Origin of the sequence: Immundisolibacter sp., from assembly GCF_014359565.1 — a bacterium.
In the GTDB taxonomy this organism is placed as follows: domain Bacteria; phylum Pseudomonadota; class Gammaproteobacteria; order Immundisolibacterales; family Immundisolibacteraceae; genus Immundisolibacter.
In genome coordinates this window covers 374,028-396,886 of sequence record NZ_JACIZD010000002.1, presented here as the reverse complement: position 1 = coordinate 396,886, position 22,859 = coordinate 374,028, and the positions used below count along the sequence as shown (strand labels likewise).

General features: G+C 69.3%; 20 protein-coding genes. 10 read left to right on the top strand and 10 right to left on the bottom strand.

Translation table 11 applies throughout. The features are described 5' to 3' along the window. The first annotated feature begins 26 nt into the window (after positions 1 to 26). From cysG to H5U26_RS05655, 6 genes are read left to right on the top strand one after another with little or no spacing between them, the layout of a single operon-like run. The gene (gene cysG, locus H5U26_RS05680) at positions 27 to 1,436 is read left to right on the top strand and encodes a siroheme synthase CysG (protein WP_290617533.1); all 1,410 of its coding nucleotides are present in this window, start codon (positions 27 to 29) and stop codon (positions 1,434 to 1,436) included. A gap of 6 nt (positions 1,437 to 1,442) precedes the next feature. Then, positions 1,443 to 2,849, top strand: coding sequence for an MFS transporter (locus H5U26_RS05675; RefSeq protein ID WP_290617531.1), 1,407 nt, complete (start codon positions 1,443 to 1,445; stop codon positions 2,847 to 2,849). After that, positions 2,846 to 3,136, top strand: coding sequence for an Lrp/AsnC ligand binding domain-containing protein (locus tag H5U26_RS05670; protein WP_068803820.1), 291 nt, complete (start codon positions 2,846 to 2,848; stop codon positions 3,134 to 3,136). Before H5U26_RS05675 ends, H5U26_RS05670 begins: the two co-directional genes overlap by 4 nt. 10 nt (positions 3,137 to 3,146) lie before the next feature. Further along, positions 3,147 to 4,370, top strand: coding sequence for a GGDEF domain-containing protein (locus tag H5U26_RS05665; protein WP_290617527.1), 1,224 nt, complete (start codon positions 3,147 to 3,149; stop codon positions 4,368 to 4,370). Continuing rightward, on the top strand, positions 4,367 to 4,954 hold the full coding sequence (locus H5U26_RS05660; RefSeq protein WP_290617525.1) for a DUF445 family protein: 588 nt from the start codon (positions 4,367 to 4,369) through the stop codon (positions 4,952 to 4,954). Before H5U26_RS05665 ends, H5U26_RS05660 begins: the two co-directional genes overlap by 4 nt. A 60-nt stretch (positions 4,955 to 5,014) precedes the next feature. Further along, the gene (locus H5U26_RS05655; protein WP_290617523.1) at positions 5,015 to 5,866 is read left to right on the top strand and encodes an alpha/beta fold hydrolase; all 852 of its coding nucleotides are present in this window, start codon (positions 5,015 to 5,017) and stop codon (positions 5,864 to 5,866) included. A gap of 79 nt (positions 5,867 to 5,945) precedes the next feature. Here the strand turns inward: H5U26_RS05655 and H5U26_RS05650 are convergent, their stop codons facing one another. Continuing rightward, entirely contained in the window at positions 5,946 to 6,569 is a 624-nt protein-coding gene (locus H5U26_RS05650) for a glutathione S-transferase family protein (RefSeq protein WP_290617521.1), read from the bottom strand. 164 nt (positions 6,570 to 6,733) lie between these two features. On the opposite strand from H5U26_RS05650, the gene H5U26_RS05645 reads away from it, so the two are divergent. Both H5U26_RS05645 and H5U26_RS05640 read left to right on the top strand, forming a co-directional pair. After that, positions 6,734 to 7,510: an N-formylglutamate amidohydrolase gene (locus H5U26_RS05645; RefSeq protein WP_290617519.1), complete on the top strand. Its 777-nt coding sequence runs from the start codon at positions 6,734 to 6,736 to the stop codon at positions 7,508 to 7,510. A gap of 105 nt (positions 7,511 to 7,615) precedes the next feature. Continuing rightward, entirely contained in the window at positions 7,616 to 8,425 is an 810-nt protein-coding gene (locus tag H5U26_RS05640) for a transglutaminase family protein (RefSeq protein ID WP_290617517.1), read from the top strand. 100 nt (positions 8,426 to 8,525) lie between these two features. Here H5U26_RS05640 and H5U26_RS05635 read toward each other — a convergent pair whose 3' ends face one another. From H5U26_RS05635 to H5U26_RS05595, 9 genes are all read right to left on the bottom strand, one after another. Next, positions 8,526 to 9,149, bottom strand: a complete 624-nt coding sequence (locus tag H5U26_RS05635) for a TetR/AcrR family transcriptional regulator (RefSeq protein WP_290617515.1) — start codon at positions 9,147 to 9,149, stop codon at positions 8,526 to 8,528. A gap of 106 nt (positions 9,150 to 9,255) precedes the next feature. After that, positions 9,256 to 10,059 (bottom strand): fumarylacetoacetate hydrolase family protein, encoded by an 804-nt coding sequence (locus tag H5U26_RS05630; RefSeq protein WP_290617513.1) that lies wholly within the window; start codon positions 10,057 to 10,059, stop codon positions 9,256 to 9,258. A gap of 101 nt (positions 10,060 to 10,160) precedes the next feature. Next, entirely contained in the window at positions 10,161 to 10,880 is a 720-nt protein-coding gene (locus H5U26_RS05625) for a DUF2470 domain-containing protein (RefSeq protein ID WP_290617511.1), read from the bottom strand. Beyond that, positions 10,880 to 11,776: a transglutaminase family protein gene (locus H5U26_RS05620; RefSeq protein WP_290617509.1), complete on the bottom strand. Its 897-nt coding sequence runs from the start codon at positions 11,774 to 11,776 to the stop codon at positions 10,880 to 10,882. The genes H5U26_RS05625 and H5U26_RS05620 overlap by 1 nt, the downstream gene beginning before the upstream one ends. After that, positions 11,773 to 14,283, bottom strand: a complete 2,511-nt coding sequence (locus tag H5U26_RS05615; RefSeq protein ID WP_290617507.1) for a circularly permuted type 2 ATP-grasp protein — start codon at positions 14,281 to 14,283, stop codon at positions 11,773 to 11,775. Before H5U26_RS05615 ends, H5U26_RS05620 begins: the two co-directional genes overlap by 4 nt. A 25-nt stretch (positions 14,284 to 14,308) precedes the next feature. Further along, positions 14,309 to 17,668: a transglutaminase family protein gene (locus H5U26_RS05610; RefSeq protein ID WP_290617505.1), complete on the bottom strand. Its 3,360-nt coding sequence runs from the start codon at positions 17,666 to 17,668 to the stop codon at positions 14,309 to 14,311. A 12-nt stretch (positions 17,669 to 17,680) separates the two neighbouring features. Then, positions 17,681 to 18,616: an alpha-E domain-containing protein gene (locus H5U26_RS05605; RefSeq protein ID WP_290617503.1), complete on the bottom strand. Its 936-nt coding sequence runs from the start codon at positions 18,614 to 18,616 to the stop codon at positions 17,681 to 17,683. After that, positions 18,616 to 20,067 carry a circularly permuted type 2 ATP-grasp protein gene (locus H5U26_RS05600; protein WP_366055899.1) on the bottom strand — a complete coding sequence of 484 codons (1,452 nt, stop codon included), beginning with the start codon at positions 20,065 to 20,067 and terminating at the stop codon, positions 18,616 to 18,618. The genes H5U26_RS05605 and H5U26_RS05600 overlap by 1 nt, the downstream gene beginning before the upstream one ends. A 231-nt stretch (positions 20,068 to 20,298) precedes the next feature. Further along, entirely contained in the window at positions 20,299 to 21,183 is an 885-nt protein-coding gene (locus tag H5U26_RS05595; RefSeq protein WP_290617499.1) for a DMT family transporter, read from the bottom strand. A 153-nt stretch (positions 21,184 to 21,336) separates the two neighbouring features. Between H5U26_RS05595 and H5U26_RS05590 the strand changes: the two genes are divergently transcribed. Then, positions 21,337 to 21,723 (top strand): HIRAN domain-containing protein, encoded by a 387-nt coding sequence (locus H5U26_RS05590; protein WP_290617498.1) that lies wholly within the window; start codon positions 21,337 to 21,339, stop codon positions 21,721 to 21,723. 55 nt (positions 21,724 to 21,778) lie between these two features. Continuing rightward, positions 21,779 to 22,759: a UDP-glucose 4-epimerase GalE gene (gene galE / locus H5U26_RS05585; RefSeq protein WP_290617496.1), complete on the top strand. Its 981-nt coding sequence runs from the start codon at positions 21,779 to 21,781 to the stop codon at positions 22,757 to 22,759. Positions 22,760 to 22,859: the final 100 nt, after the last annotated feature.

Genomic DNA, 22,859 nt, shown 5'->3' with positions numbered 1-22,859 from the left:
CGCGGAGCTGCGAGCACACTGAGCCCATGGATTATTTGCCGATTTTTCTGGATGTGCGGGGCCGGCCGTGCCTGGTGGTGGGCGGCGGCCCGGTGGCGGCGCGCAAGCTGGCGCTGCTGCTGCGGGCCGGCGCGCGCGGCGTGGTGGTGGCGCCGCACTTCACGCCCGAGCTGCGGGCCATGGCTGGCGCGGTGGAACTTCGCGAGCGGCCGTTTGCGGAGGTCGACCTCGACGGCATGACGCTGGTCATCGCCGCCACCGACGATGCGCAGGTCAATGCCCAGGTGGCGGCATTGGCCAGCGCGCGCGGCCTGCCGGTCAACGTGGTGGACACGCCGGCACTGTGCAGTTTCATCATGCCGGCGGTGGTGGATCGCTCGCCGGTGATCGCGGCCGTCAGTTCCGGCGGCCGGGCACCGGTGCTGACGCGCCTGCTGCGGGCGCGGCTGGAAACCCTGATCCCGGCCGCCTACGGCCGCTTGGCCGAGCTGGCCGGCAGCGTCCGTGGCAAAGTCCGCGAGCGGATTGCCGATCCGGTCGCCCGTCGCCGCTTCTGGGACGAAACCCTGCAAGGCCCGGTGGCGGAACTGGCGCTGTCCGGCCAGGATCGGCGTGCCCGGCAATTGCTGGATCACCTGCTCGAACGCGGCGCGGCCGGCGGGGTAGGCGAGGTGTATCTGGTCGGTGCCGGTCCCGGCGATCCGGACCTGCTGACCTTTCGGGCCCTGCGTCTGCTGCAGCAGGCCGACGTGGTGGTCCATGACCGCCTGGTGGCGCCGGAAATCCTGGACATGGCGCGGCGCGAGGCCGAGCGCATCGACGCCGGCAAGCGCGCCAGCCAGCACACGCTGCCGCAGGGGGACATCAACGCGTTGCTGGTGCGCCTGGCGCGCGAGGGCAAGCGGGTGCTGCGCCTCAAGGGCGGCGACCCGTTCCTGTTCGGGCGTGGCGGGGAGGAAATCGCCACCCTGGCGGCCGAGGGCATTCCGTTTCAGGTGGTGCCCGGCGTGACGGCAGCCAGTGGCTGCGCCGCCTACGCCGGCATTCCGCTGACGCACCGCGACCATGCGCAGCTGTGCGTGTTCGTGACCGGCCACCTCAAGGACGGCAGTGTGGACCTGCCCTGGCCGCAGCTGGTGGCGCTGGGCGGCACCCTCGTGATCTACATGGGTCTTGGCGCGCTGGCCGAGATCTGCGCGGCGCTGATCGCGCACGGCAAGGATGCCGCCACGCCGGCGGCCGTGGTGGCCGAGGGCACCACGCTGCGCCAGCAGGTCGTCACCGCGCCGCTGGGCGAGCTGGCCACGGCCGCTCAGGGCTTGCCCGGCCCGGCGCTGATCATCGTCGGCGGCGTGGTCGGTTTGCACGAGGCGCTGTCCTGGTTCAGCCCGCAGCTGGCCGATGCGGAGGAGCGAAACGATGGCGCCGTTGGATAGCGTCCAATGAACACCGTCTCGCCGCTGCGCTCGCGCCTGTTCTGGGTGGGCGTGCTGTATTTCGCGCAGGGTCTGCCGCTGGGCATCTTTCTGGACCTGTTGCCGGTGTACTTCCGCCAGCATGGGGTGGATCTGCGCCAGATCGGCGTGCTTGGCCTGCTTGGCCTGGCCTGGACGTTCAAGTTCCTGTGGGCGCCCGCGGTGGACGCCTGGCGCCATCATCGGCGCTGGATGCAGGCCGCCAATCTGCTGATGGCGCTGTGTATGGCCGCCCTGGTGGGCATGGACCCAGGGCAGCCGCAGATGTGGCTGGTGCTGGGCGTGTTCGCCGCGCTGTCGGCCACCAACGACATCGCCATCGACGGCTACACGGTCGAGAAAGTGCCGCGCGCGGAGCTCGGTCTTGCCAACGGTGTGCGCATCGCGTTGTACAGGGTCGGCATGCTGGCGGCCGGCGGGCTTTTGATGCTCAGCGACCGCATCGGCTGGGCCGGCACCCAGTTGGCGGCCGCCGGTCTGCTGGTCGTGCTGGCCCTGGTGTGCCGCGCGGCGCCGATGGAAGCCCCGCGTGTCGGGCCGCCGCCGCGCTTGGCAGACTTGCGTGCAATGGCGCGCCAGCCGCGCGTGGCTCTGGCCGGGCTGTCGGTGTTGCTGGTGCTGGCCTGGCTGGCCGGGCGGCAGATGGGGTGGATCAGCGGGCGGGCTGAGGTGGCGTTGGCGGTGCTGGCGGCGGGCTTGCTGGGACTGGCCGCGCTGCAACCGGTGCGCGCCGGATCCGGCCCGGTGACGGCGCCGTTTGCGGCGCTGCTGGCGCGGCCCTATATGCTCGCCGTGCTGGCGTTCGCGCTGACCTTCAAGCTGGGCGATGCGGCCATGGGATTCATGGTCAAGCCGTTCTGGGTGGATGCCGGCTTTCGGGCCAGTGAAATAGGCCTCATTTCCGTCAACGTTGGTCTGTTACTGTCCGTTGCCGGGGGCGTCCTCGGCGGCGTGGCGACGCACCGTCTTGGCATTTTCACGGCGCTGTGGTCGCTCGGATTGCTGCAGGCGATGTCGAATCTGGGTTACGTCTACGCGGCGCAACTTGCCGAAGCGGGCGGGGTCTCAACGTCCGTGCTATACGGAGCAAGCATGGTCGAATCGTTCACCGGTGGGCTGGGTACGGGCGCGTTTCTGGCATTCCTGATGTCGGTCGTGGACCCCCGTCAGGCGGCAACCGAGTATGCGTTGCTGTCGTCGCTGTTCGCCCTGAGCCGATCGCTGGCCGCCTTCGCCAGCGGTTTCGGCGCGGCGTGGCTGGGCTATCGGGACTATTTCTTGCTTACGTTTTTTCTGTGTTTTCCCGCCTATCTGCTTCTGCCGTTTGCAGGACGTGCCCTGCGAGCGGTTGAATCGAAGGAGACCGCCACATGATCACGGCCTTCGTGTTGATTCAGGCGGCGCGGGGCCAGGTGAGCGCCCTGGCGCAGACCCTGGCCGAACTGCCTGGCGTGGCCGAGGTGTACTCGGTCAGCGGCCAGCATGACCTGGTGGCCATTGCCCGCGTGGCGTCGGCCGACGATCTTTCGGTACTGGTGACAGACCGGCTGGCCGGTTTGCCCGGTATCGTGAGCACGCAGACCCTGCTCGCCTTTCGCGCCTATTCGCGGCACGATCTGGAGAGCCTGTTCGAGGTGGGTTTGCGTGCGCCCGGTCCGTGAGGTGAACATCATGCGAACCGCCCGGCTGCGCAGCCCCAGGCCGATCGGCGACGGGCCGGCCGGTCACGACGATCTTGGCCCTGCCGCACAGCGGCTCAGCCCCCACCCCCAGCTGCGGCGCCAGGTGGTGGATCTGTATCGGCGCGGCTCGGTGCCGCCGCTGCTCAGTTTGCTGTGTGCCTGTGGTCTGGCCGGGCTGCTGTGGCCGGTCCTGCCGGCTCCGGGGGCGGGGGCTTGGCTGCTGGCGCACGGCGTGGTGACGGCAGGCCGCCTGCTGTTGGTGCGGCGTTTCAATCGCGAGCGCGTCGGGGACGCGCAGTTGCCACGGTGGCGGGCACATTACGTCAACGCGACACTGGTTGGCGGCCTGGTCTGGGGTGTTGGCAGCGTCCTTCTAGTGGTTGGCAAACCGCACGTGCTGCAGCTGTTCGCCTGGGTGGTGCTCGGCGCCGCAATACTGGTGGAGTTTCCATCTCTCGCGCGGCTTGGACGCCCTTATGCGTGGCTGCTGGTCGCGACGCTGACGGGGCCATTGGCACTGATGCTGCTGGGTCCGCAGCCGCTGCCCGGCGGCGCCGGTGCCTTGCTGCTGCTCGCCTGCAGCAGTGCCTTGGCCGGCCTGGAACTGCACCGTACCTATGTCGATGGCGTGCAGATGCAGGTGGAGTTCGCGCGCCTGGCCCGCTTCGACCAGCTGACCGGTCTAGCCAATCGGCGGCATTTCGAGGAAACCCTGGCCGGCGAGTGGCAGCGCGCGCTGCGCCTGCGCGGCGAAATGGCCCTGGTCATCTTCGATGTGGACGAATTCAAGCCGTACAACGACCACTACGGCCATCCGGGCGGGGATGCCTGTCTGCGCCGCTTGGCGGCGGTCGCGCGCGAGTTGGTGCACCGCCACGGCGATCTGGTGGTGCGGCTCGGTGGCGAGGAATTCGGCGTCCTGCTGCCTTTGACGCCGGCCAGCGGTGCCAGCGCGGTGGCCGACATGCTGCGACGGGCAGTCGAGAATCTGCGGTTGCCGCATGCACCGGGGACCAGCCATCCGATCGTCACCATCAGCCTCGGGGTTGCCAGCGTGCGTCCCCACAGTGGTTGCCGCCCCGAGGACCTGATGCAGGCAGCGGACGCTGCGCTGTATCAGGCCAAGCGGGCCGGCCGCAACCGCGTGATGACCGCGCCGGAGATCGATCTGGCCTCGCCGGCGGCGCGGCGTATGCGCGAGGTGTTGCATTGAGCACATGGACCGGCTGGGTGCTGCCGCCGCTGATTGGCGCCGTGATCGGTGGCGTCACCAACGACGTCGCCATCCGCATGCTGTTCCGGCCCTACCGGCCGTGGCGCATCGGCCGCCTGCGGGTACCGCTGACGCCGGGGCTGATTCCGCGCGAACGTGCGCAAATCGCGCTGGCCATCGCCGACACGTTCACTGCCCACGTGCTCGACGGTGAACAGGTCGCCGACCTGCTGCTGACCGAGCCGGTACGTGCGCGGTTGCGAGACAAGGTGGCCGGCATGGTCGACCAGCTAGGCGGTTTGTTGGGTGCCAATGCAGCCATGCTGTCGATGGCCAAGGGCATGGCGGGCGACCTGCTGCTGCGGGAAATAGACGCGCTGGCGCGGGCCGACGGCCCCAGCGGAGAGCATATCCGCGAACGCATCCGCGCCCGTATCGATGCCCTGGACGTGGCCAAGCTGGAGGCGCTGGTGCTGGGCTTCTCGCGCCGGCAGTTTCGGGCCATCACCTGGTTTGGCGTGCTGCTCGGCGGCCTGATTGGCCTCGTGCAGGTGCTGCTGATGCACTTCCTGCCGGCCGGCTGATGCGGGCGCGTGGGCGTTACCATGCGCCGGTCGAGCATTCCCGAACCCGAGGAGAATCCCATGCAAGTAGCCAGCAACCGGCTGACGACCGGCGGCTTCGAGACCTTCTATCACCAGGCCGGCGCGGCCGATGCCACGCCGGTGATCCTGCTGCACGGTTCCGGGCCGGGCGCCAACGCCCTGTCCAACTGGGTGCACGCGCTGCCGTTCCTGGGCGAGCGCTACCGGGCGATTGCGCCGGACATCGCCGGCTTTGGCGACAGCCAGCACCATGCGCCGCCGAGCGGCGCCGCGGCCTGGATCGAGGTGTGGACCGCCCAGATCATCGCTCTGATGGACGGCCTTGGCATCGCCAAGGCGCACCTGGTGGGCAACTCGATGGGCGGCGGCGTCACGCTGCAACTGCTGCGCCGGCACCCCCAGCGCTTCGAGCGCATCGTGCTGATGGGCGCCGTCGGCGCGCCGTTCACGGCCACGCCGGGCCTGCAGCGCGGCTGGGGCTACTACCGCGCCGGTACCGAAGAGGAGCTGGCGTACCTGGTGCGCAAGTTCCTGCACAACCCGGAGGTGCTGGGCGGGGATGTGGAGGCGATTGCCAAACAGCGCTACGGCCTGGTGATGCAGGAGCGCATCCGCCGGCAGTTCGAGGCCATGTTCCCGGGCGACGCGCAGGTGCACGTGGACGCCTTCGTGGTGCCGGAACACGAGCTGCGCGCCATGGCGCACCCGACGCTGGTGACGCACGGCCGGGAGGATTTTTTCATTCCGACCAGCACCAGCCTGTACGTGGCCGAGCGCATGCCCAATGCCCAGCTGCACATGTTCCACCACTGCGGCCACTGGATTCAGATCGAGCAGCGCCAGGCCTTCAACCAGCTGGTGCTGGATTTCCTGGACGGCCGCTTCGGCTGATCGCGCCGGCTGTCGGGCACAAAAAAGCCGGCGCGAGGAGTGACTTCGGCGCCGGCTTTGCGCTTTCCTGAAGTTGGCGTCAGCCCATCTTGGCCATCGCCTCCTGTGCCTTTTGCTGGTAGCGCTGGGCCGCCGGGCGGCCGTTGCAGCGACCAAGCCAGGCGCCGACGTTGGCAAAGGGCGAGAAGTCGTAATTCAGCATGGCCGCCAGGCCCAGCACCGAGCACACGTTCAGGTCGCCGACATTGAAGTCCGTGCCCAGTAGGTAAGGCCGGCCGGCCAGGTGCTCGTCGAGTACCTGCATCGGCTTGGCAAGGGCGGCCTTGGCCTGCTCGATGGCCTCCGGGCTGCGCTGGGCCTCCGGCAGGAACATCATGTGCATCAGCATGGTGACCAGGTGCGGCTCGACCTCGGTCATGGCCCACAGGCTCCACTGGGCGATCTGCCCGTGCGCCTGGACACCGGCCGGCCACAGTGTGCCGGTCTTCTCGGCCAGGTACTGGTTGATGGCGAGCGATTCCCAGATCACGTAGCCGTTGTCGTCCAGCACCGGCACGTGGCCGTTCGGGTTCAGCTTGAGCATCTCGGGCGTGCGCGTTTCGCCGCGCGGGCTGGTGCCGACGTGGTCATAGGGCTGACCGATCTCTTCCAGCATCCAGATGCAGCGCCCGGCGCGGCTGTAGGCGGCTCCATAGAGTTTCATGACGGTTTCTCCTCGGGGTGGGGTGCCCCGCACGATGCGGGGCCGGAACATGATATGCCGCCGCCTGGTGCAAAGGTCGGGGCGCTGGCGCACCGCAGTGCGTCGGCCGTTCGTGCTGAACTGTCTGCAACTGACCCGGGTGTCGCAACCATGAGTACTGCCCGATGCGCGTCGTGACCCCGCCGTTGCTGGCGCCCGACGAGCCGCCGGCGTGGCGTATCGAGCACGCCGATGGCCGCTCGGACTATTTGCTGATCTGTGACCATGCAGGCAACCGGATCCCGCGCCGTCTGGGTACCATCGGCCTCCCTGCGGACGCCCTGGCCAGCCACATTGCCTGGGATATCGGGGCCGGCGCGGTCGCATCCGGCTTGGGCGACGCACTGGATGCCTGCGTCGTCCTGCAGCCGTATTCGCGCCTGGTGATCGATTGCAACCGGCCGCCGGGCAGCGCCGATTCGATCGTCAGCCTCAGCGAGCGCACGACCATTCCCGGCAATGTGTCGATTTCCCGTGCTCAGGTGGCGGCGCGCGAGTCCGAGATTTTCGTGCCTTACCACGCGCATATCCGCGCGCTGCTGGACGCTCGCCTGCGCCGAGGTCAGCGCACGCTGCTCGTTTCCCTGCACAGCTTCACGCCGGTGTATCTGGGGGTCCCTCGTCCCTGGCACGTGGCGGTGCTCTACAACCGCGATCCGCGCCTGGCGCGTCTGCTGGCACAGGCGTTGCGCGACGAGGGTGGTCTGGTCGTGGGTGAAAACGAGCCTTACGCCGTCCACGATGACACCGATTACGCCATTCCTCGTTACGGTGAGGCGCGCGGCCTGGCTCACGTCGAACTGGAGATTCGCCAGGATATGATCGATGACGCGGCGGGGCAGGCGGTGTGGATCGAACGTCTGGCGCGGTTGCTGCTGCATGTCCAAGGCGACCTGTGCTGATGTTGACCCGCCGGCTGCGCAGTCCTTCCTGCTGCGTGCTCACGGCCCGGTTCGCAAATCCTGTCGACGAGGTGTTCCTCGCCGCCCGCCCAACGGAGTGTTCCGATGCAGATTCGCCTGGGTTACGAGCTTGTTTATCAGTTCCCGCAGCCAACGCCGATGATCGTCACGCTGAACGTGCATTACACGCGCGTCTCCGACCTAGTGCGTCCGGACCAGATGCACACCGATCCGTGGGTGCCGACCAGCATGTACCGCGACGGCTTCGGCAACTGGTGCACGCGCCTGGTGGCACCGGCCGGGCGCTTTCGCCTGACCACCGATGCGCTGATCAACGATCGCGGCACGGTCGATCCGGAGGTTCCTGGGGCGTTGCAACATCCGGTCGAGTCGCTGCCGGAAGAAACCCTGGTGTTCCTGCTGCCGAGCAGGTTCTGCGAGTCCGATCTGCTGGCCGAGACGGCCTGGCGGCTTTTCGGCACGACGGCGCCGGGCTGGGCGCGGGTGCAGGCCGTTTGCGACTTCGTGCACGACCACATCAGTTTTGGCTATGAGCATGCCCGTCCCACGAAAAGCGCCTGGGAGGTCTACAACGAGCGCCGGGGCGTGTGCCGCGATTACGCTCATCTGGCGATTGCCTTTTGCCGCAGCCTGAACATTCCGGCGCGTTACTGCACCAGCTACCTGGGCGACATCGGCGTGCCGCCGGACAGCTCGGCGATGGATTTCTCCGCGTCGATGGAAGTTTTCCTGGGCGGTGCCTGGCACACCTTTGATCCGCGCAACAACCGGCAGCGCATCGGGCGGGTCCTGATCGCGCGGGGTCGGGATGCCGCCGACGTGGCCATCACGACCACCTTTGGCCCGAACACGCTCGAGAGTTTCCGGGTGTGGACGGACGAGGTGGTGAGCTAGAGAAACGCTGCAGTGTTCAGTGTTTCCCAGCGCAAGGACGCGCGTGCGCTGAAAAATCCAGGATGGATTTATTCAGCTTCCCCAGCGTTGCCGGGGGCGCTCAAGCCGGCAGGATGCCGCGCAGCAGGATATCCATCATCAGGGCGTTGTAGCGCTGCGGGTCATCGGCGCAGTCGACATCCTTGAAGTGGCGCAGCATCGGCCGCGTCTGGGCATAGAACACGTTGCCGGCGTTGATCATCAGCGCCACCAGCGCCGGGTTCAGGTCGGCGCGCAATTGTCCTGCGGTCTGGCCGGCGCGGATCAGCTCCACCAGGCGGTGAAAGTTGCGCGCGAAGTCGTCACGTACCGGCTGGATGTCGCTATCTGCGCCGTCGCTGGTGAGCGCGCGCAGCACCAGACGGCTGGACATCGGGTCTTCGATATACGCGCACAGGCGCTCGCTGGCATAGGCGGACAGGCGTTGGGCGGCGTCATCGTCGAGCTGGGCGACCGCGTCGATGGCATCGGTAAAGGATTGGCAGGCGGTTTTCAGGACTTCCTGATACAGCGCTGCCTTGCTCTTGAAGTGATGGAAGATGTTGGCCTTGCTGACCGAAGCCCGCTCGGCGATGGCGCTGATGGAAGCGGCATCGTAGCCCTGGCTGGAAAAAACTTCCGCCGCTGCCCGGAGGACTCGGTGGGCAGCGGCGGCGCAGGGTTTGGGAGGGGGATTCTTAGTCATTATCGAAGCCTGACTGGCCCGAGCGGAGGGGTGGACCGATCGGTCAGTCGGTTGCATCCTACCGCCGTTGGATGCCATGTTGCAAGAGTAATTTTCTGCATGGCGATCAGGACGCCGCCAGCGGGTTGCGCAGCGTGCCGATGCCGGCGATTTCCACGCACACCTCGTCGCCGGGCTGCATCCACAGCGGCGGTTTGCGGGCGGCGCCCACGCCGCTGGGTGTGCCGGTCAGGATCACGCTGCCGGGTTCGAGCGTGCAGTCGGCGCTCAGGAACTCGATCAGCGTGCGCACGTCGAAAATCATGTCGCTGGTGTTGGCCGACTGCACGGTCTGGCCGTTGAGCGTCGTGCGGATGTCGAGCGCGTTCGGATCGGGGATTTCGTCGGCCGTGACCAGCACCGGTCCCAGTGGGCAGAAGGTGTCGAAGGATTTGCCGCGGCAGAACTGCCCGCCGCCCCATTCCATCTGCCAGTCGCGGGCGCTGACGTCGTTGGCGCAGGTGTAGCCGAGCACGTAGTCGAGGGCCTCGGCGGCGCGCACGTTCTTGGCCCGGCGGCCGATCACCACCGCCAGTTCGCACTCGTAGTCCACCTTGTGACTGGGCGCGTGGGTCGGGATCAGGATCGGCTGGTCCGGATGGTGCAGCGCGCTGGCCGATTTGATGAACAGGACCGGATATTGGGGGATGGCGGCGCCGGTTTCCTCGGCGTGCTTGCGGTAGTTGAGGCCGATGCAGTAGATGGTCGGCGGCACGACCGGCGCCAGGCGCTGGGCATCGGCGGGTGCGACCTGATCGGTCGCCCGCCAGTCGCCCAGCAGGTCGCCTTCGATCAGGCACAGCCGGCCATCGGGTTGTTCGAGCGCGTGACGCGGGCCGGCCGCGGTGCGGATGCGGGCAATGCGGGCCATGAATTCGACTCCTCTTTGGCGGAATTCGGATAGACGGTCGACGGGCGGGTGCCCGGCCAGCAGTTTACGTGCTGGCGGTACGCCAGTCGCAATGCGGCTGCTCAGGCGCCGCCCGCTGCCTCGCGCGTTTCGCGCAACAGTGCGATCAACTGCTGGCGCAGGGCGTCGACACTTTCGGCGCGGGCGGCAAACGGCAGGCGCAGCGCAGCCCCGTCGGCCAGCAGGTCCACGCCATCGGCATCGGCACCGACCAGCGTCACCTGCCGTGCCTCACGGCCAAGGAAATGCCGGCAGTAGGCGCGCAGCGCGTCGGCGTGGTCGCCGTTCATGTGCTCCACGATGCCGGCTTCGGCATCCGCCAGCGGGTTGCTCAGGTCGATTTCGTGCGGCTCGATCCAGCCGATCTTGCCGAAACCGCCGATGTAGCGCAGGCGCACCGGACGCAGGGCGTAGAAGCCGAAATCGTGCATGTCGGCGTAGGCGCGGGCGGCTGGAAAGAACCGGTAGTAGCGCTCGGCCACCGCGGCGCTGGCCGGCGCATCCAGGGCATAGGCGTCGGCGATCCAGGTCAGGCGGGCGCCGGCCTGCGGATCGGCGGCGTCGGCCGGGTCGAATACGGTCAGCGACACGCGTGGATCGGCGCCGATGTTCCTGGTGTGCTCGGCCAGCGTGCTGATGTAGATGACCGGCTCGCCGACGGCGCTGAGCACGTAGGGCGTGATCGAGCCGAACGGGTAGCCGGGCAGGCTGCGCGAGAGTGTGGCCAGAACGCCGTAGCGGCCGGCGCGCAGGAATTCGCTCGCCGTGCGCTGGCTGGGCATCAAAGCTCCACCGGCTCGGGAAGGGCGGTCACATCCACTGCGACCTCGATCCGGTGATTGTCGCCACCACCGTAGATCACGCCCTGCAGCGGCGCCACGTCGCTGTAGTCGCGGCCCCAGGCGGTGGTGATGTGGCGGCCGGACGGTTGCAGGTTGTTGGTGGGGTCCCAGTCCTGCCAGCCGGTGCCGGGCAGGTACACCTGTAGCCAGGCGTGCGAGGCGTCGGCGCCCTGCAGCTTGGGCCTGCCCGGCGGCGGCAGGGTTTCCAGGTAGCCGCTCACGTAGCGGGCCGCCAGGCCCAGGCTGCGCAGGCAGCCGATGGCCAGGTGCGCGAAATCCTGACACACGCCCCGGCGCCGTTGCAGTATCTCCAGCACCGGCGTGGCGACGTCGGTGGCGGTGGGGTCGTAGGTGAAGTCCTCATGTATGCGGGCCACCAGTTCCGCCACCGCGTCGGCCAGCGGCCGGCCGGCGGGGAAACTGGCCGCCGCGTAATCGTGCAGGGCCGGCAGGGCGCGCACCATGGGCGAGTCCAGGCAGTACTGGACAGCGTCCAGGGTTTCCGGGTCGCCGGCCTCGGCGAGGCGGCGGGCCGTCTCCTGCCAGTCGATGGCATCGCCGAAGCTCAGCTGCCGCCGCGGTGCCTGCAGGCGTACCTCGCTGGTGGCCGTGATGGTGACTTCCTGGTGCGGGTCCAGGATGGCGAAATAACTGGCCGTGTTTCCGAAAAAATCCTGTCGGTCGCGGTAGTCCCGGCACGGCGGCTCGATGCTCAGGCTGGCGCTGACCAGTGTCTGCCCGGTGCAACTGCGCGGCAGCAGGTGTGCCTCGTTGTAGCTGCTGACCACCGGCTTGTCGTAGCGGTAGCGGGTGATATGCACGGTGCGGTAGTTCATGGCGACTCGGTCGGCACCCGCAGCAGCGAATGCGGCGCCACGGGGGTCTGGAAATGCGCGCTGGCGATCGCGTCCGACAGTTCCCGCAGCAGGTAATCGCCGCGGGCCAGAAACTGGTCCAGCGCGGTCTGATCGAGTCCGTCCGCCGTGTCGAGGCTCACGATGTCGAGCAGCCGCAGGCGGGTGATCGCGTCCAGCGCCAGCCGGCCGCTGACGCTCAGTTGCACGCCCGTGGCCGGATCCGGCAGCGCCGCCAGATGCCGTTCGATGCCCTGCAGCTGGCGCATCAGGCTGCGCGGCTGCCGGGCGTCCAGCAGCAGCAGTTCCAGTGCCAGCCGCAGTGGCGGCACGTCCGGGCCATGGCGGCGATACGCCGGCAGGCTGCCGCAGAAGGCCAGCGCCGTCTCGATCGCGGCCGGGGTGGCGGCCAGCGGCGCCTGGCTGCACAGCAGGCTGCGCAGGACGACGCCCAGATTCTGTCCGCGCTCGATGCAGCGGCCCAGCTCCAGGAAATGCCAGCCAGCGTCCTGTTCCGTGTCGCCGGCCAGCGCGCCGCACAGCGCGAGGACGCCGTGCAGCGCCTGCTGGGCGGCCGAGTTCATCTGCTCGGCGTCGCCGGATGCCGCCGGCAAGCCGGTCAGCGGCGCCGACAGATCGACCAGCACATGCAGGGCGTCTTGCGGCAGATGTTCGCGCACGGTTTCGGCGGCCCGCGCCAGTGCCTGCAGGCCAAAGGCCACACTGCCGGGGCGCCGCGGGTCGGTCAGCAGGGTCCACAGCGGTTCGGCAATGGCGCTCTGGTCCACCGCATCCGGATGCGTGCCGGTCAGGTGGGTCAGGGTTTGCGCCAGCAGGCGCTGACTGTCCAGCGCCGCCGGTTCTCGCGCGGCGTCACTGTCGGTCAGCCGCTCCAGCGTCAGGCGCAGCAGGCGCAGGCTGGCCACGCTCCGCTCCAGGTAGCGGCCGACCCAGAACAGGTTCTCGGCGGCGCGCCGTGGCAGGCCGCCGTGCGCCGCGCCGACCACCGGTGCCAGCGACGGATAGGCGGTGTCGGTTTCCGGTTCGCTGGCCAGTACCCACACGTCCTTGCCCATGGCGCCGGCCTGGTTGCTGATGAACAGCGTGTCGGCCTGCGGGCCGACGCGGGCAAAGCCGCCCGGCAGGATCCGGTAGCCTTCGGCGCCGGCGGTCAGGAAGGCGCGCAGCAGGACCGGGCGCATGCCCAGTTGCGTGCCGCCGAACGATGGCGTCGGCACCGGCGTCACGGCAGCCTGCGCCGTGTACTGGCCCGGCTGGGCCAGCAGGCGTTCGCGCCAGACTGCCAGTTCCTGCGCGGACAGGGTGGCACCGAACACGGAGCGCTGGTCCGGGTGCCGCTGCAGGCGCTTGATGACCAGCCGGTCCAGGTTGGCCAGCACGTGCTGCAGGTGCTGCGGATCCCCGCACCAGTAGCTGTCGACACTGGGCAGGCGCAGGTCCTCGCCCAGGAAATGCCTTGCCAGGGCCGGCAGGTAGGCGCCCAGGGCCGGGTTCTCCAGCACGCCGCTGCCCAGCGGGTTGATCACGCTGACCTGGCGGCGGCGCGCGGCTTCCACCAGGCCCGGCACGCCCAGGAAGGAATCGGCCCGCAGTTCCAGCGGGTCGCACCAGGCGTCGTCAACGCGCCGCCACAGCACGTCGATGGGCGTCAGGCCACCGAGCGCGCGCAGCCGCAGACGGCCGCCGCGCACCAGCAGATCGGAGCCTTCGACCAGTTGCAGGCCCAGTTTCTCGGCCAGCAGGGCCTGTTCGAAATAGGTCTCGTTGCGCGCGCCGGGCGTGAGCAATGCCAGCGCCGGGTCGTTGCGCGCCGCCGGCGGTGCGGCGGCGATCAGGTTGCTGCGCAGGGCGCGCAGGAACGGCTCCTGGCGATGCACCTGGGCGTCGCGGTACAGGCTCGGCAGCACGCGGGATGTGACGCGGCGGTTTTCCAGCGCGTAGCCGATGCCCGACGGCGCCTGTGTGCGGTCGGCCAGCACCCAGGTCTGCCCGGAGCGGTCGCGCACCAGGTCGGCGGCGTACAGCGGCAACTGGTGCGCGGACGGCAGGCGAATGTCCTGGCAGGCGCGCAGAAAACCGCCGTGCCCGAACACCAGGGCCGGCGGCAACAGGCCGCGGCGCAGGATGTCGCGCGGGCCATAAATGTCGGTCAGGATCAGGTTCAGCAGTTCCGCGCGCTGCACCAGGCCGGCCTCGATGGCGGCCCAGTCGTCGCTGCTGATCAGCAGCGGCACCACATCGAGCGGCCACGGCTGGCGCGAGCTGTCGGCAGCCCCATAGACGTTGTAGCTGACGCCGGTTTCGTGCAGCAGGCGACGGGCCTCGTCGGCCCGGCCGGTCAGGGCGGCCGGGCCCAGCGCGCGCAGGGCGCGGGTCAGGCGCTGCCAGTGCGGGAGCAGGTCCTGGTCCACGAGCAGCGGGTCCCAGCTGCTGAACACAGGGCTCGATTCGCTGTTTTTGCGGGGCATGGCACGGATCGGAGACGCGGCGTGCTCAGGTCGGCTGCCAGCGCAGGTCCAGGGTGAGCGGATAGTCGGGATTGATCGGCTCGGGCGGCGGCGCCAGCGGCGCCGGCAGGCTGCCGTGCGGCAGGAACCGGCCCAGTCCGGCCACCGCCGGCGGGGGCGTGATGGCGCCCGGTGTGTGGCCGTAATTCCAGAAACGCATGATGCGGCGACCCTCGGCCTCGTAGGCGTTGATCGGGAAGGTGTCGTAATTGCGCCCGCCCGGATGGGCCACATGATAGGTGCAACCGCCCACCGCGCGACCGTTCCAGGTATCGATGATGTCCAGCACCAGCGGCGCGTGCGGGCCGATGGTCGGGTGCAGCGCCGAGGGCGGGTTCCAGGCCCGGTAGCGCACGCCGGCCACCTGTTCGCCGTGGGTGCCGGTCGATCGAAGCGGCACCCGCCGGCCGTTGCAGGCCACCAGATAGCGGCCATCGGTGGCGCCGGTCAGGCGCACCTGCAGCCGCTCGACCGATGAATCGACGTAGCGCGCCGTGCCGCCGGCGGTGGCTTCCTCGCCCATCACGTGCCAGGGTTCGAGCGCGGCGCGCAGCTCCAGCGTCAGATCGCCCACCTGCACGGTGCCGTAGCGCGGGAAGCGGAACTCGACGAACGGGTCCAGCCAGTCGTCCTGGAACGCGTAACCGGCCTGGCGCAGTTCGGCCAGCACGGCGCGCAGGTCGGCGGTCACGTAATGCGGCAGCATGAAGCGGTCGTGCAGGCCGCTGCCCCAGCGCACCAGCGGCTGGCGGTAGGGCGCGGCCCAGAAACGGGCCACCAGTGCGCGCAGCAGCAGCGCCTGGAACAGCGACATCTGGGCGTGCGGCGGCATCTCGAAGGCGCGCAGCTCGACCAGCCCCAGGCGCCCGCTGGCGCTGCCGGGCGCGTACAGCTTGTCGATGCAGAACTCGGCCCGGTGCGTGTTGCCGGTCAGGTCCACCAGCAGGTTGCGCAGCAGGCGGTCGACCAGCCAAGGCGCGGGTGCCTCGCCGTCCGGCATCTGCTGGAAGGCGATGTCGAGCTCGTACAGGCTCTCGTGGCGGGCCTCGTCGACGCGCGGCGCCTGGCTGGTGGGGCCGATGAACAGGCCCGAGAACAGGAACGACAGGCCCGGATGGTGCTGCCAGTAGGTCAGCAGGCTGCGCAGCAGGTCCGGCCGGCGCAGCACCGGGCTGTCGGCCGGCGAGGCGGCGCCCAGGGTGATGTGGTTGCCGCCGCCGGTGCCGGTGTGGCGCCCGTCGAGCATGAATTTTTCGGTGCCCAGGCGCGCCTCGCGGGCCAGCGCATACAGCGTGGTGGTGTTCTCGACCAGCGCGTCCCAGCTCGCCGCCGGGTGGATGTTGACCTCGATGACGCCCGGGTCCGGCGTGACCGCCAGGCGCTCCAGGCGCCCATCGCGGGGCGGCTCGTAGCCCTCCAGCACCACCGGCAGGCCGCAGGTGGCGGCGCTGGCCTCGATCGCCGCCATCAGCTCGATGTAGTGCTCCAGTTCGGTCAACGGTGGCAGGAAGATGTGCAGCCGGCCGTGGCGGGCCTCTATGCACAGCGCGGTGTGGATGACCTGCACCGGTGCCGTCTCGTCGTGCTCGTCGGCAGGTGCCTGGTGCGGCGGTGTCGGCGTGGCCGTGAGCTGGCTGTAGCGGCGCGCGACTTCGCCGTAGTAATCGCCCAGTGCCGGCTTGGGCTCGAACAACTGCGCCGGCTGCGGGTCCTCTCGCTCGGCTTCCCAGGGCAGGCTGTCGAGCGGCAGGCGCAGCCCCAGCGGCGAGTCGCCGGGCACCAGATACAGCCGCTGCCGGCGCAGCGGCCAGGGACCGGAACGCCAACTGCCGCGGCGGTAGTCCCAGTGCAGCGGCAGCACGAAGCCGGTCGGCTCGCCCAGGCCGCGGTCCAGCAACTCGGCCAGGCGCCGGCGCTCGGCGGCGTCTTTCAGGTCGGCCGTGAGCGGGTCGATGTCGGCCGGCAGCTTGCCTTCCTGCCACAGGTAGTAGAAGACGTCCTCGAAGGCGGGCATCAGGTACTGCGCCGGCACGCCCAGGTGCCCGGTCAGCGTCTGCGCCAGGCGCTGCGCGGCGGCCAGGTCGTGGCCGTAGTCGCGGTCGAAATCGGCCAGCAGGGCCGGCTCCCGCCACAGGGCCACGCCGTCCTTGCGCCAGTAGCAGGCCAGCGCCCAGCGCGGCAGCGCCTCGCCCGGATACCACTTGCCCTGGCCGTAGTGCAACAGGCCGCCGGGCGCGAAGTGCTGCCACAGGCGGCGGGTCAGATCGCGGGCGCGCTCGCGCTTGTGCGGGCCGTCGGCAGCCACGGTCCATTCCGGGCTGTCCATGTCGTCGATGGACACGAAGGTCGGCTCGCCGCCCTGGGTCAGGCGCACGTCGCCGGCGATCAGGTCCTGGTCCACCTGCCGGCCCAGGGCCAGCATGCAGGCCCACTGGTGCTCGTCGTAGGGCTTGGTGACGCGCGGGTCCTCGTGGATGCGCGTGACGGTGTTGTGGAAATAGAACTCGACCTCGCATTTGCTGGTGGCGCCGGTGACCGGCGCGGCACTGGCCGGCTCGGCAGTGCAGGCGAGCGGAATGTGGCCCTCGCCGGCGAACAGGCCCGAGGTCGGGTCCAGACCCAGCCAGCCGGCACCCGGCACGTACACCTCGGCCCAGGCGTGCAGGTCGGTGAAGTCCTGCTCGGGTCCGGACGGTCCGTCCAGGGACTTGATGTCGGCCGTCAGCTGCACCAGGTAGCCGGACACGAAACGCGCCGCCAAACCCAAGTGGCGCAGGATCTGCACCAGCAGCCAGCCGGTGTCGCGACACGAGCCGATGCCCCGTTCGAGCGTCTGCTCGCAGGTCTGCACGCCCGGCTCCATGCGCACGCTGTAGGCGATGTCCCGCTGCAGGCGCTGGTTGAGGTCGACCAGAAAATCGTTGATCGGCCGTGGCGTGCGATCGAAGCTCGCCAGCCAGGCGCTCAGCAATGGGCCGCTTTCGGTGACCAGCAGGTACGGCAGCAGTTCGGTGTGCAGCGCTGGGGCGTAGGTGAACGGGTACTTCTCGGCGTACTCCTCGACGAAAAAATCGAACGGATTGATGGTGGCCAGCTCGGCGATCACCTCCACCGTGATGCTGAGCTTGCGCGCCGGCTTCGGGAACACCAGCCGCGCCAGGTAATTGCCGAACGGATCCTGCTGCCAGTTGATGAAGTGCTCGGCCGGCTCGATGCGCAGGCTGTAGGCGCTGATCGGCGTGCGGCTGTGCGGCGCCGGACGCAGGCGCAGCACGTGCGGGTGGATGTCGACGAGCCGGTCGAAGCGGTACTCGGTGTGGTGTTCCAGGGCGACGCGGATGGCCATGATGGGGATGTCTCAGCTCGGCGGCGGGGCCGGGAACCAGGTCGCGGCGATGGCGTCGTGGACCTGGCCCAGTTCCAGTTGCAGATCGTCGATGAAGCCGTGCAGCGCCTCCCGGTCGATGGCTTTGGGGTCTGTTTCGGTCAGCAGGCGGCTGATGTGGGCGATCCGGTGCAGCGGCGCTTCGCTGCGCGGCAGGCGGCGCAGGGCGGCGTCCAGCTCGTCCACGCAGTAGCGCACCGAACGCGGGAACTGCGCATCGCCCAGCAGGAAGGCCGACACGTCGCGGCCATTGACCGAGGCCCGCACGTGACGACGGTACATCTGGTAGGCTGACAGCGAGCGCAGCACGTTGATCCACAGCGTCGACAGCAGCGGCGCGGCGGTGTCGTCCTGCTCCTGCAGCGTCGCCACGCCGACGTCGAGGATGCGCGTGGTCATGTCGGCGCGCTCCAGGTTGCGGCCCAGGCGCACGAAGTCGTAGGCGGCGTCGTGGCTGAGCGTGCCGGCCAGCAGGCCGGCCAGCTGCTGGCAGCCGTGGATGATCTGCGCCAGATAGTCGTGCCGCTGGCTGCGGTTGACGCCGCCGACCGCGTGCTCGCGGGCGAACAGGTGCAGTTCGTTGACCGCCTCCCAGGCCTCGGCCGGAAACAGGTCGCGCGTGGTGCGCACGTTCTCGCGGGCGCCGGCCAGGGCCGACAGCACCGACGACGGATTGGCCGTGTCGGTCAGCAGGAAGCGCACCACGCTGCGCTCGTCGGCCTGCTCGTAGTGCTTGCGAAACGACTCCTCGATGCCGGTGATGGTGATCAGCGTGTGCCAGCCGACCGTGTAGCCCTTGGGCAGGTCCAGCAGCAGGTTGGCGTAGACGCTGACCAGGCGCGCCGTGTTCTCGGCCCGTTCCAGATAGCGCGCCATCCAGTACACGCGCTCGGCGACCCGCGACAGCATCAGCCGTCGGCCTCGGCGACGATCCAGGTGTCCTTGCTGCCGCCGCCCTGGGAGGAGTTGACCACCAGCGAGCCCTTGCGCAATGCCACCCGCGTCAGGCCACCGGCCGTGACGTTCGTCCGGTCGGCCTGCAGGACGAACGGGCGCAGGTCCACGTGGCGCGGCTCCAGGCGCCCGTCGCACAGCGTCGGCACGGTGCTCAGGTCCAGCGTCGGCTGGGCGATGTAGTTGCGCGGGTCGGCCTTCAGGCGCGCCGCGAACTCGGCGCGCTCCTTGCGGCTGGCATGCGGGCCGATCAGCAGGCCATAACCGCCGGACTCGTTGGCCGGCTTGACCACCAGCTTGTCCAGATTGGCCAGCACGTGGTCCAGGGCTTTGGGCTCGTGGCACAGGAAGGTCGGCACGTTCGGAATGATGGCGTCCTCGCCCAGGTAGTAGCGGATCATGTCCGGCACGTAGGCATACACCACCTTGTCGTCGGCCACGCCGGCGCCGGGCGCGTTGGCCAGCGCCACGGTGCCCTTGTGCCAGGCGCGCATCAGGCCGGGTACGCCCAGCTGCGAGTCCGGGTTGAACACGTCCGGGTCCAGGAACAGATCGTCCACGCGCCGGTAGATCACGTCCACCCGCTGCAGGCCGCGGATGGTGTGCATATAGACGCAGTCGTCGTCGCCGACCGTCAGGTCGCTGCCCTCCACCAGCTCGGCGCCCATGCGCTGGGCCAGGAAGGCGTGCTCGAAGTAGGCCGAGTTGTAGATGCCGGGCGTGAGCACCGCCACCTGCGGGTAGTCCAGCGGTCGCGGCGAGATGGCGGCCAGGGTGTCGAACAGCTGCGTCGGGTAGGCGTCCACCGGCAGGATGGTCTGCGCCTCGAACAGCTCCGGGAACACGCGCTTCATCACCACGCGGTTCTCGAGCATGTACGACACACCGGACGGCACGCGCAGGTTGTCCTCCAGCACGTACATCGTGCCGTCGGCGGCGCGCACCAGATCGCTGCCGCAGATATGCGCCCACACGCCGTAGGCCGGGCGCACGCCCACGCACTGCGGGCGGAAATTTTTCGACTGCGCCAGCACTTCGGCCGGGAACACCTTGTCGCGGATGATGTTCTGGTCGCCGTAGATGTCGTCGATGAAATGGTTCAGCGCCGTCAGGCGCTGGCGCAGGCCGCGCTCGACCTGCGTCCACTCGGTGGCCGGGATGACGCGCGGGATGATGTCGAACGGCCAGGCGCGATCGATGTTCTGGCCCTCCGAGTAGACCGTAAAGGTAATGCCCATCTCGACGATGGCCAGCTCCGCCGCCGCCTTGCGGGCGGCCAGGTCGGCATCCGACAGCGAGCGCAGGTACTGCGTCAGGCCACGCGCTGCGGGGCGTGGCTGGCCGGGGGCCGCCAGCAGTTCGTCGAAATGCGAGCCGGGGTCGTAGTGGTTCCAGTCGATGCGCATCTGCTTACGTCCGATCGGGGTGACGTTCTGGGGCGCCAGCGGGCGCCCGGACCTGAGAAAAACCGGCGCGGTGTTGGCCATGTCCTGGGACTCCGGTGCATACCTTGGCATGGCTGGGAAAGGCACGCATCGTGCCAGCGGCTCAAGCCGGCCGGCGATCGGCTGCAGCGGCGCCCGCCGCGCATGCGCCAGAGCCGTTCGGCCCGCGGGCGGGCCTCCCACGCCGGGCTTTTAGCTGCTGCGTACCGGCCCGCGGTTGACCAGGTACACGCCGCCGATCACCGCCGCGCCGCCGACCGCCAGCATGAGGCTGAGCGGCTCACCCAGAAACAGCGTGCCGGCGGCCACCGACACCAGCGGCACCAGGAAGGTGTTGCCGGCCATGCGCGAGGCCTCGCCGGCCGCCACCAGCGCCAGCCACAGCGTCCACGACAGCGCCAGCCCGACCGCCGCGCCGTAGGCCAGCACCAGCATGAAGCTCGGCGTCCAGGCGATGTCGGTCCAGCGTTCCCCGATTGCCAGCCCGCTGGCAACGATCAACAGGCCGCCGAGCAGGAACGGCAGCGCGATGAACCACAGGATCGAGTGTGGCGCAGCACGCTTGAAGGCCACCGTGCCCAGTGCCCAGGCCGCCGCGGAGCCGACGCCGTAGGCCAGCCCGGCCGGCGACAGGGAGCCTTCCATGCCATGCACCATAATGGCCGCTACGCCGCCGAAACCGAGCATCAGGCCGGCCATTTTGGTGCGCGTCAGCCGCTCGCCCAGCCACAGGTGCGCCAGGCCGGCGATGAAGATCGGCTGCAGGTACAGCACCACCGAGGCGATGCCGGCTGGCAGCAACTGCACCGACAGCGTCGACAGGCCGAAGAACAGCAGCACATTGAACAGCGCGCTCACCAGCAGCGCCGGCCAGGTACCGGCCAGATCGGGCAGACCATCGTGGTGCAGGGCCAGTCCGGTCAGCAGCAGGCCGCCGCCGACCGCCCGCAACCCCGCGAACAGCAGCGGCGGGCAGTAACCGAGGCCGATTTTCATGATCGGGTAGCCGACGCCCCAGATCAGGATCAAGCCGACCAGGGCCAGGTGCGGGTGGCGGGCTATGAAGGGGCGTGACACGCGTTCCTGCCGGGTTGCGGGATGGGACGGGCGGATTGTGGGCCATGGTCCCAGCCCGGCGCGGAAAAAATTTTGCCGGCGAGGGCAGGTGTCTCAGGATTCGGGACGGTGCCCACCTACAGTGTTCCGACCCCTCACCGCCGGAGATCTGACATGGCCCTATCGCTGCATCCTGCCCGTTTGCTCGCCCGCTTGCCGCAGCTGTTCGTAGCCGAGCCGGACATCCCGCCGCTGCACCTGTCGCTGGCCGGCTTCCAGTACCACCGCGCCGAGGGCATCTGGCCGTTCCTGCGGCCGGGCCTGGAACTGCGTCTGCGCCGCGAGCCCTGGAACCGCCACGATCCGCTGGCGGTGGCGGTGTACTACCGGCGCGAGAAGCTCGGCTACCTGCCGCGTACCGACAACGCCGCCGTCGCCCGCTGGCTGGACCAGGGCCGAACGCTGCGGGCGAGCATTGCCGGCCTGGCCGAAGGCGGCTACTCGCGTGGCCGGGTGCAGCTGCGCGTGCAATTGACCCACGGCGCGCCCGTACTGTCCTGATCCGCCCACGAAACGCCCTATCATCGGCGCCCCAAACCGCAACAGGAAACCCCCAATGCGTGTGCTCGTCACCGGTGGCGCCGGCTATATCGGCAGCCACGTCACCCGGCAACTGGTCGAAGCCGGCCACGACGTGACCGTGTACGACAACCTCGGCACCGGCTTTCGCTGGGCCACGCTGGGCGCGCCGCTGATCGAGGCCGATCTTTCCGACACCGCCCGCCTGGACGCCGCGCTGGCGGCCGGTCGTTTCGAGGCGGTGCTGCACTTCGCCGCCCACATCGTGGTGCCCGAGTCGGTGGCCGACCCGCTCAAGTACTACGCCAACAACACCCGCAACACGCTCGGCCTGCTGCAGGCGCTGGTGCGCCACGGCGTGCGCCGGCTGGTGTTCTCGTCCACCGCCGCCGTGTACGGCACGCCGGAGCACATTCCGATCAGCGAAAGCGCGCCGCTGCTGCCGATCAATCCCTACGGCGCCTCCAAGCTGATGAGCGAGCGCATGATCAGCGACCTGGCCGCCACCGGCGCCCTGGACCACGTCACGCTGCGCTACTTCAACGTGGCCGGCGCCGACCCCGGCGGGCGTCTGGGGCAGGCCACGCCGGCCGCCACGCACCTAATCAAGGTGGCCTGCGAGCTGGTTTGCGGCAGGCGCGAGCGCATCGACGTGTTCGGCACCGACTACCCGACCCCGGACGGCACCTGCGTGCGCGACTACATCCACGTCGAGGACCTGGCGCGCGCCCACGTGCTGGCGCTGGACCACTTGTCTGCGGGTGGCCAGTCGCTGACCCTCAACTGCGGCTACGGCCACGGCTACAGCGTGCGCGAGGTGCTGGCGGCAGTCGAGCGGCAACATGGCAAGGCGCTCGCCGTGCGTGACACCGACCGCCGCCCCGGCGATCCGGCTGCCTTGGTGGCCGACAGCACCCGCATCCGCAGCGCGCTCGGCTGGCAGCCGCAGTACGACGACCTGGATTTCATCGTCCGCACCGCGCTCGATTGGGAGCGCAGCCTGCCGCGAGCCGGCTGAGTTAGGGAGCGCAGCTTTGCTGCGCGACCCGCCCGCGCGCAGCGCGCAGGCGGGTGATCGCCCGGCGCAGCCGGGCTCCTACGTCAAGGTTTCCCTGGCC

Coding starts and splice junctions, on each gene's coding strand:
- cysG (WP_290617533.1), top strand. CDS start 27: ATGGATTATTTGCCGATTTTTCTGGATGTGCGGGGCCGGCCGTGCCTG.
- H5U26_RS05675 (WP_290617531.1), top strand. CDS start 1,443: ATGAACACCGTCTCGCCGCTGCGCTCGCGCCTGTTCTGGGTGGGCGTG.
- H5U26_RS05670 (WP_068803820.1), top strand. CDS start 2,846: ATGATCACGGCCTTCGTGTTGATTCAGGCGGCGCGGGGCCAGGTGAGC.
- H5U26_RS05665 (WP_290617527.1), top strand. CDS start 3,147: ATGCGAACCGCCCGGCTGCGCAGCCCCAGGCCGATCGGCGACGGGCCG.
- H5U26_RS05655 (WP_290617523.1), top strand. CDS start 5,015: ATGCAAGTAGCCAGCAACCGGCTGACGACCGGCGGCTTCGAGACCTTC.
- H5U26_RS05650 (WP_290617521.1), bottom strand. CDS start 6,569: ATGAAACTCTATGGAGCCGCCTACAGCCGCGCCGGGCGCTGCATCTGG.
- H5U26_RS05645 (WP_290617519.1), top strand. CDS start 6,734: ATGCGCGTCGTGACCCCGCCGTTGCTGGCGCCCGACGAGCCGCCGGCG.
- H5U26_RS05640 (WP_290617517.1), top strand. CDS start 7,616: ATGCAGATTCGCCTGGGTTACGAGCTTGTTTATCAGTTCCCGCAGCCA.
- H5U26_RS05635 (WP_290617515.1), bottom strand. CDS start 9,149: ATGACTAAGAATCCCCCTCCCAAACCCTGCGCCGCCGCTGCCCACCGA.
- H5U26_RS05630 (WP_290617513.1), bottom strand. CDS start 10,059: ATGGCCCGCATTGCCCGCATCCGCACCGCGGCCGGCCCGCGTCACGCG.
- H5U26_RS05625 (WP_290617511.1), bottom strand. CDS start 10,880: ATGCCCAGCCAGCGCACGGCGAGCGAATTCCTGCGCGCCGGCCGCTAC.
- H5U26_RS05620 (WP_290617509.1), bottom strand. CDS start 11,776: ATGAACTACCGCACCGTGCATATCACCCGCTACCGCTACGACAAGCCG.
- H5U26_RS05615 (WP_290617507.1), bottom strand. CDS start 14,283: ATGCCCCGCAAAAACAGCGAATCGAGCCCTGTGTTCAGCAGCTGGGAC.
- H5U26_RS05610 (WP_290617505.1), bottom strand. CDS start 17,668: ATGGCCATCCGCGTCGCCCTGGAACACCACACCGAGTACCGCTTCGAC.
- H5U26_RS05605 (WP_290617503.1), bottom strand. CDS start 18,616: ATGCTGTCGCGGGTCGCCGAGCGCGTGTACTGGATGGCGCGCTATCTG.
- H5U26_RS05600 (WP_366055899.1), bottom strand. CDS start 20,067: ATGCGCATCGACTGGAACCACTACGACCCCGGCTCGCATTTCGACGAA.
- H5U26_RS05590 (WP_290617498.1), top strand. CDS start 21,337: ATGGCCCTATCGCTGCATCCTGCCCGTTTGCTCGCCCGCTTGCCGCAG.
- galE (WP_290617496.1), top strand. CDS start 21,779: ATGCGTGTGCTCGTCACCGGTGGCGCCGGCTATATCGGCAGCCACGTC.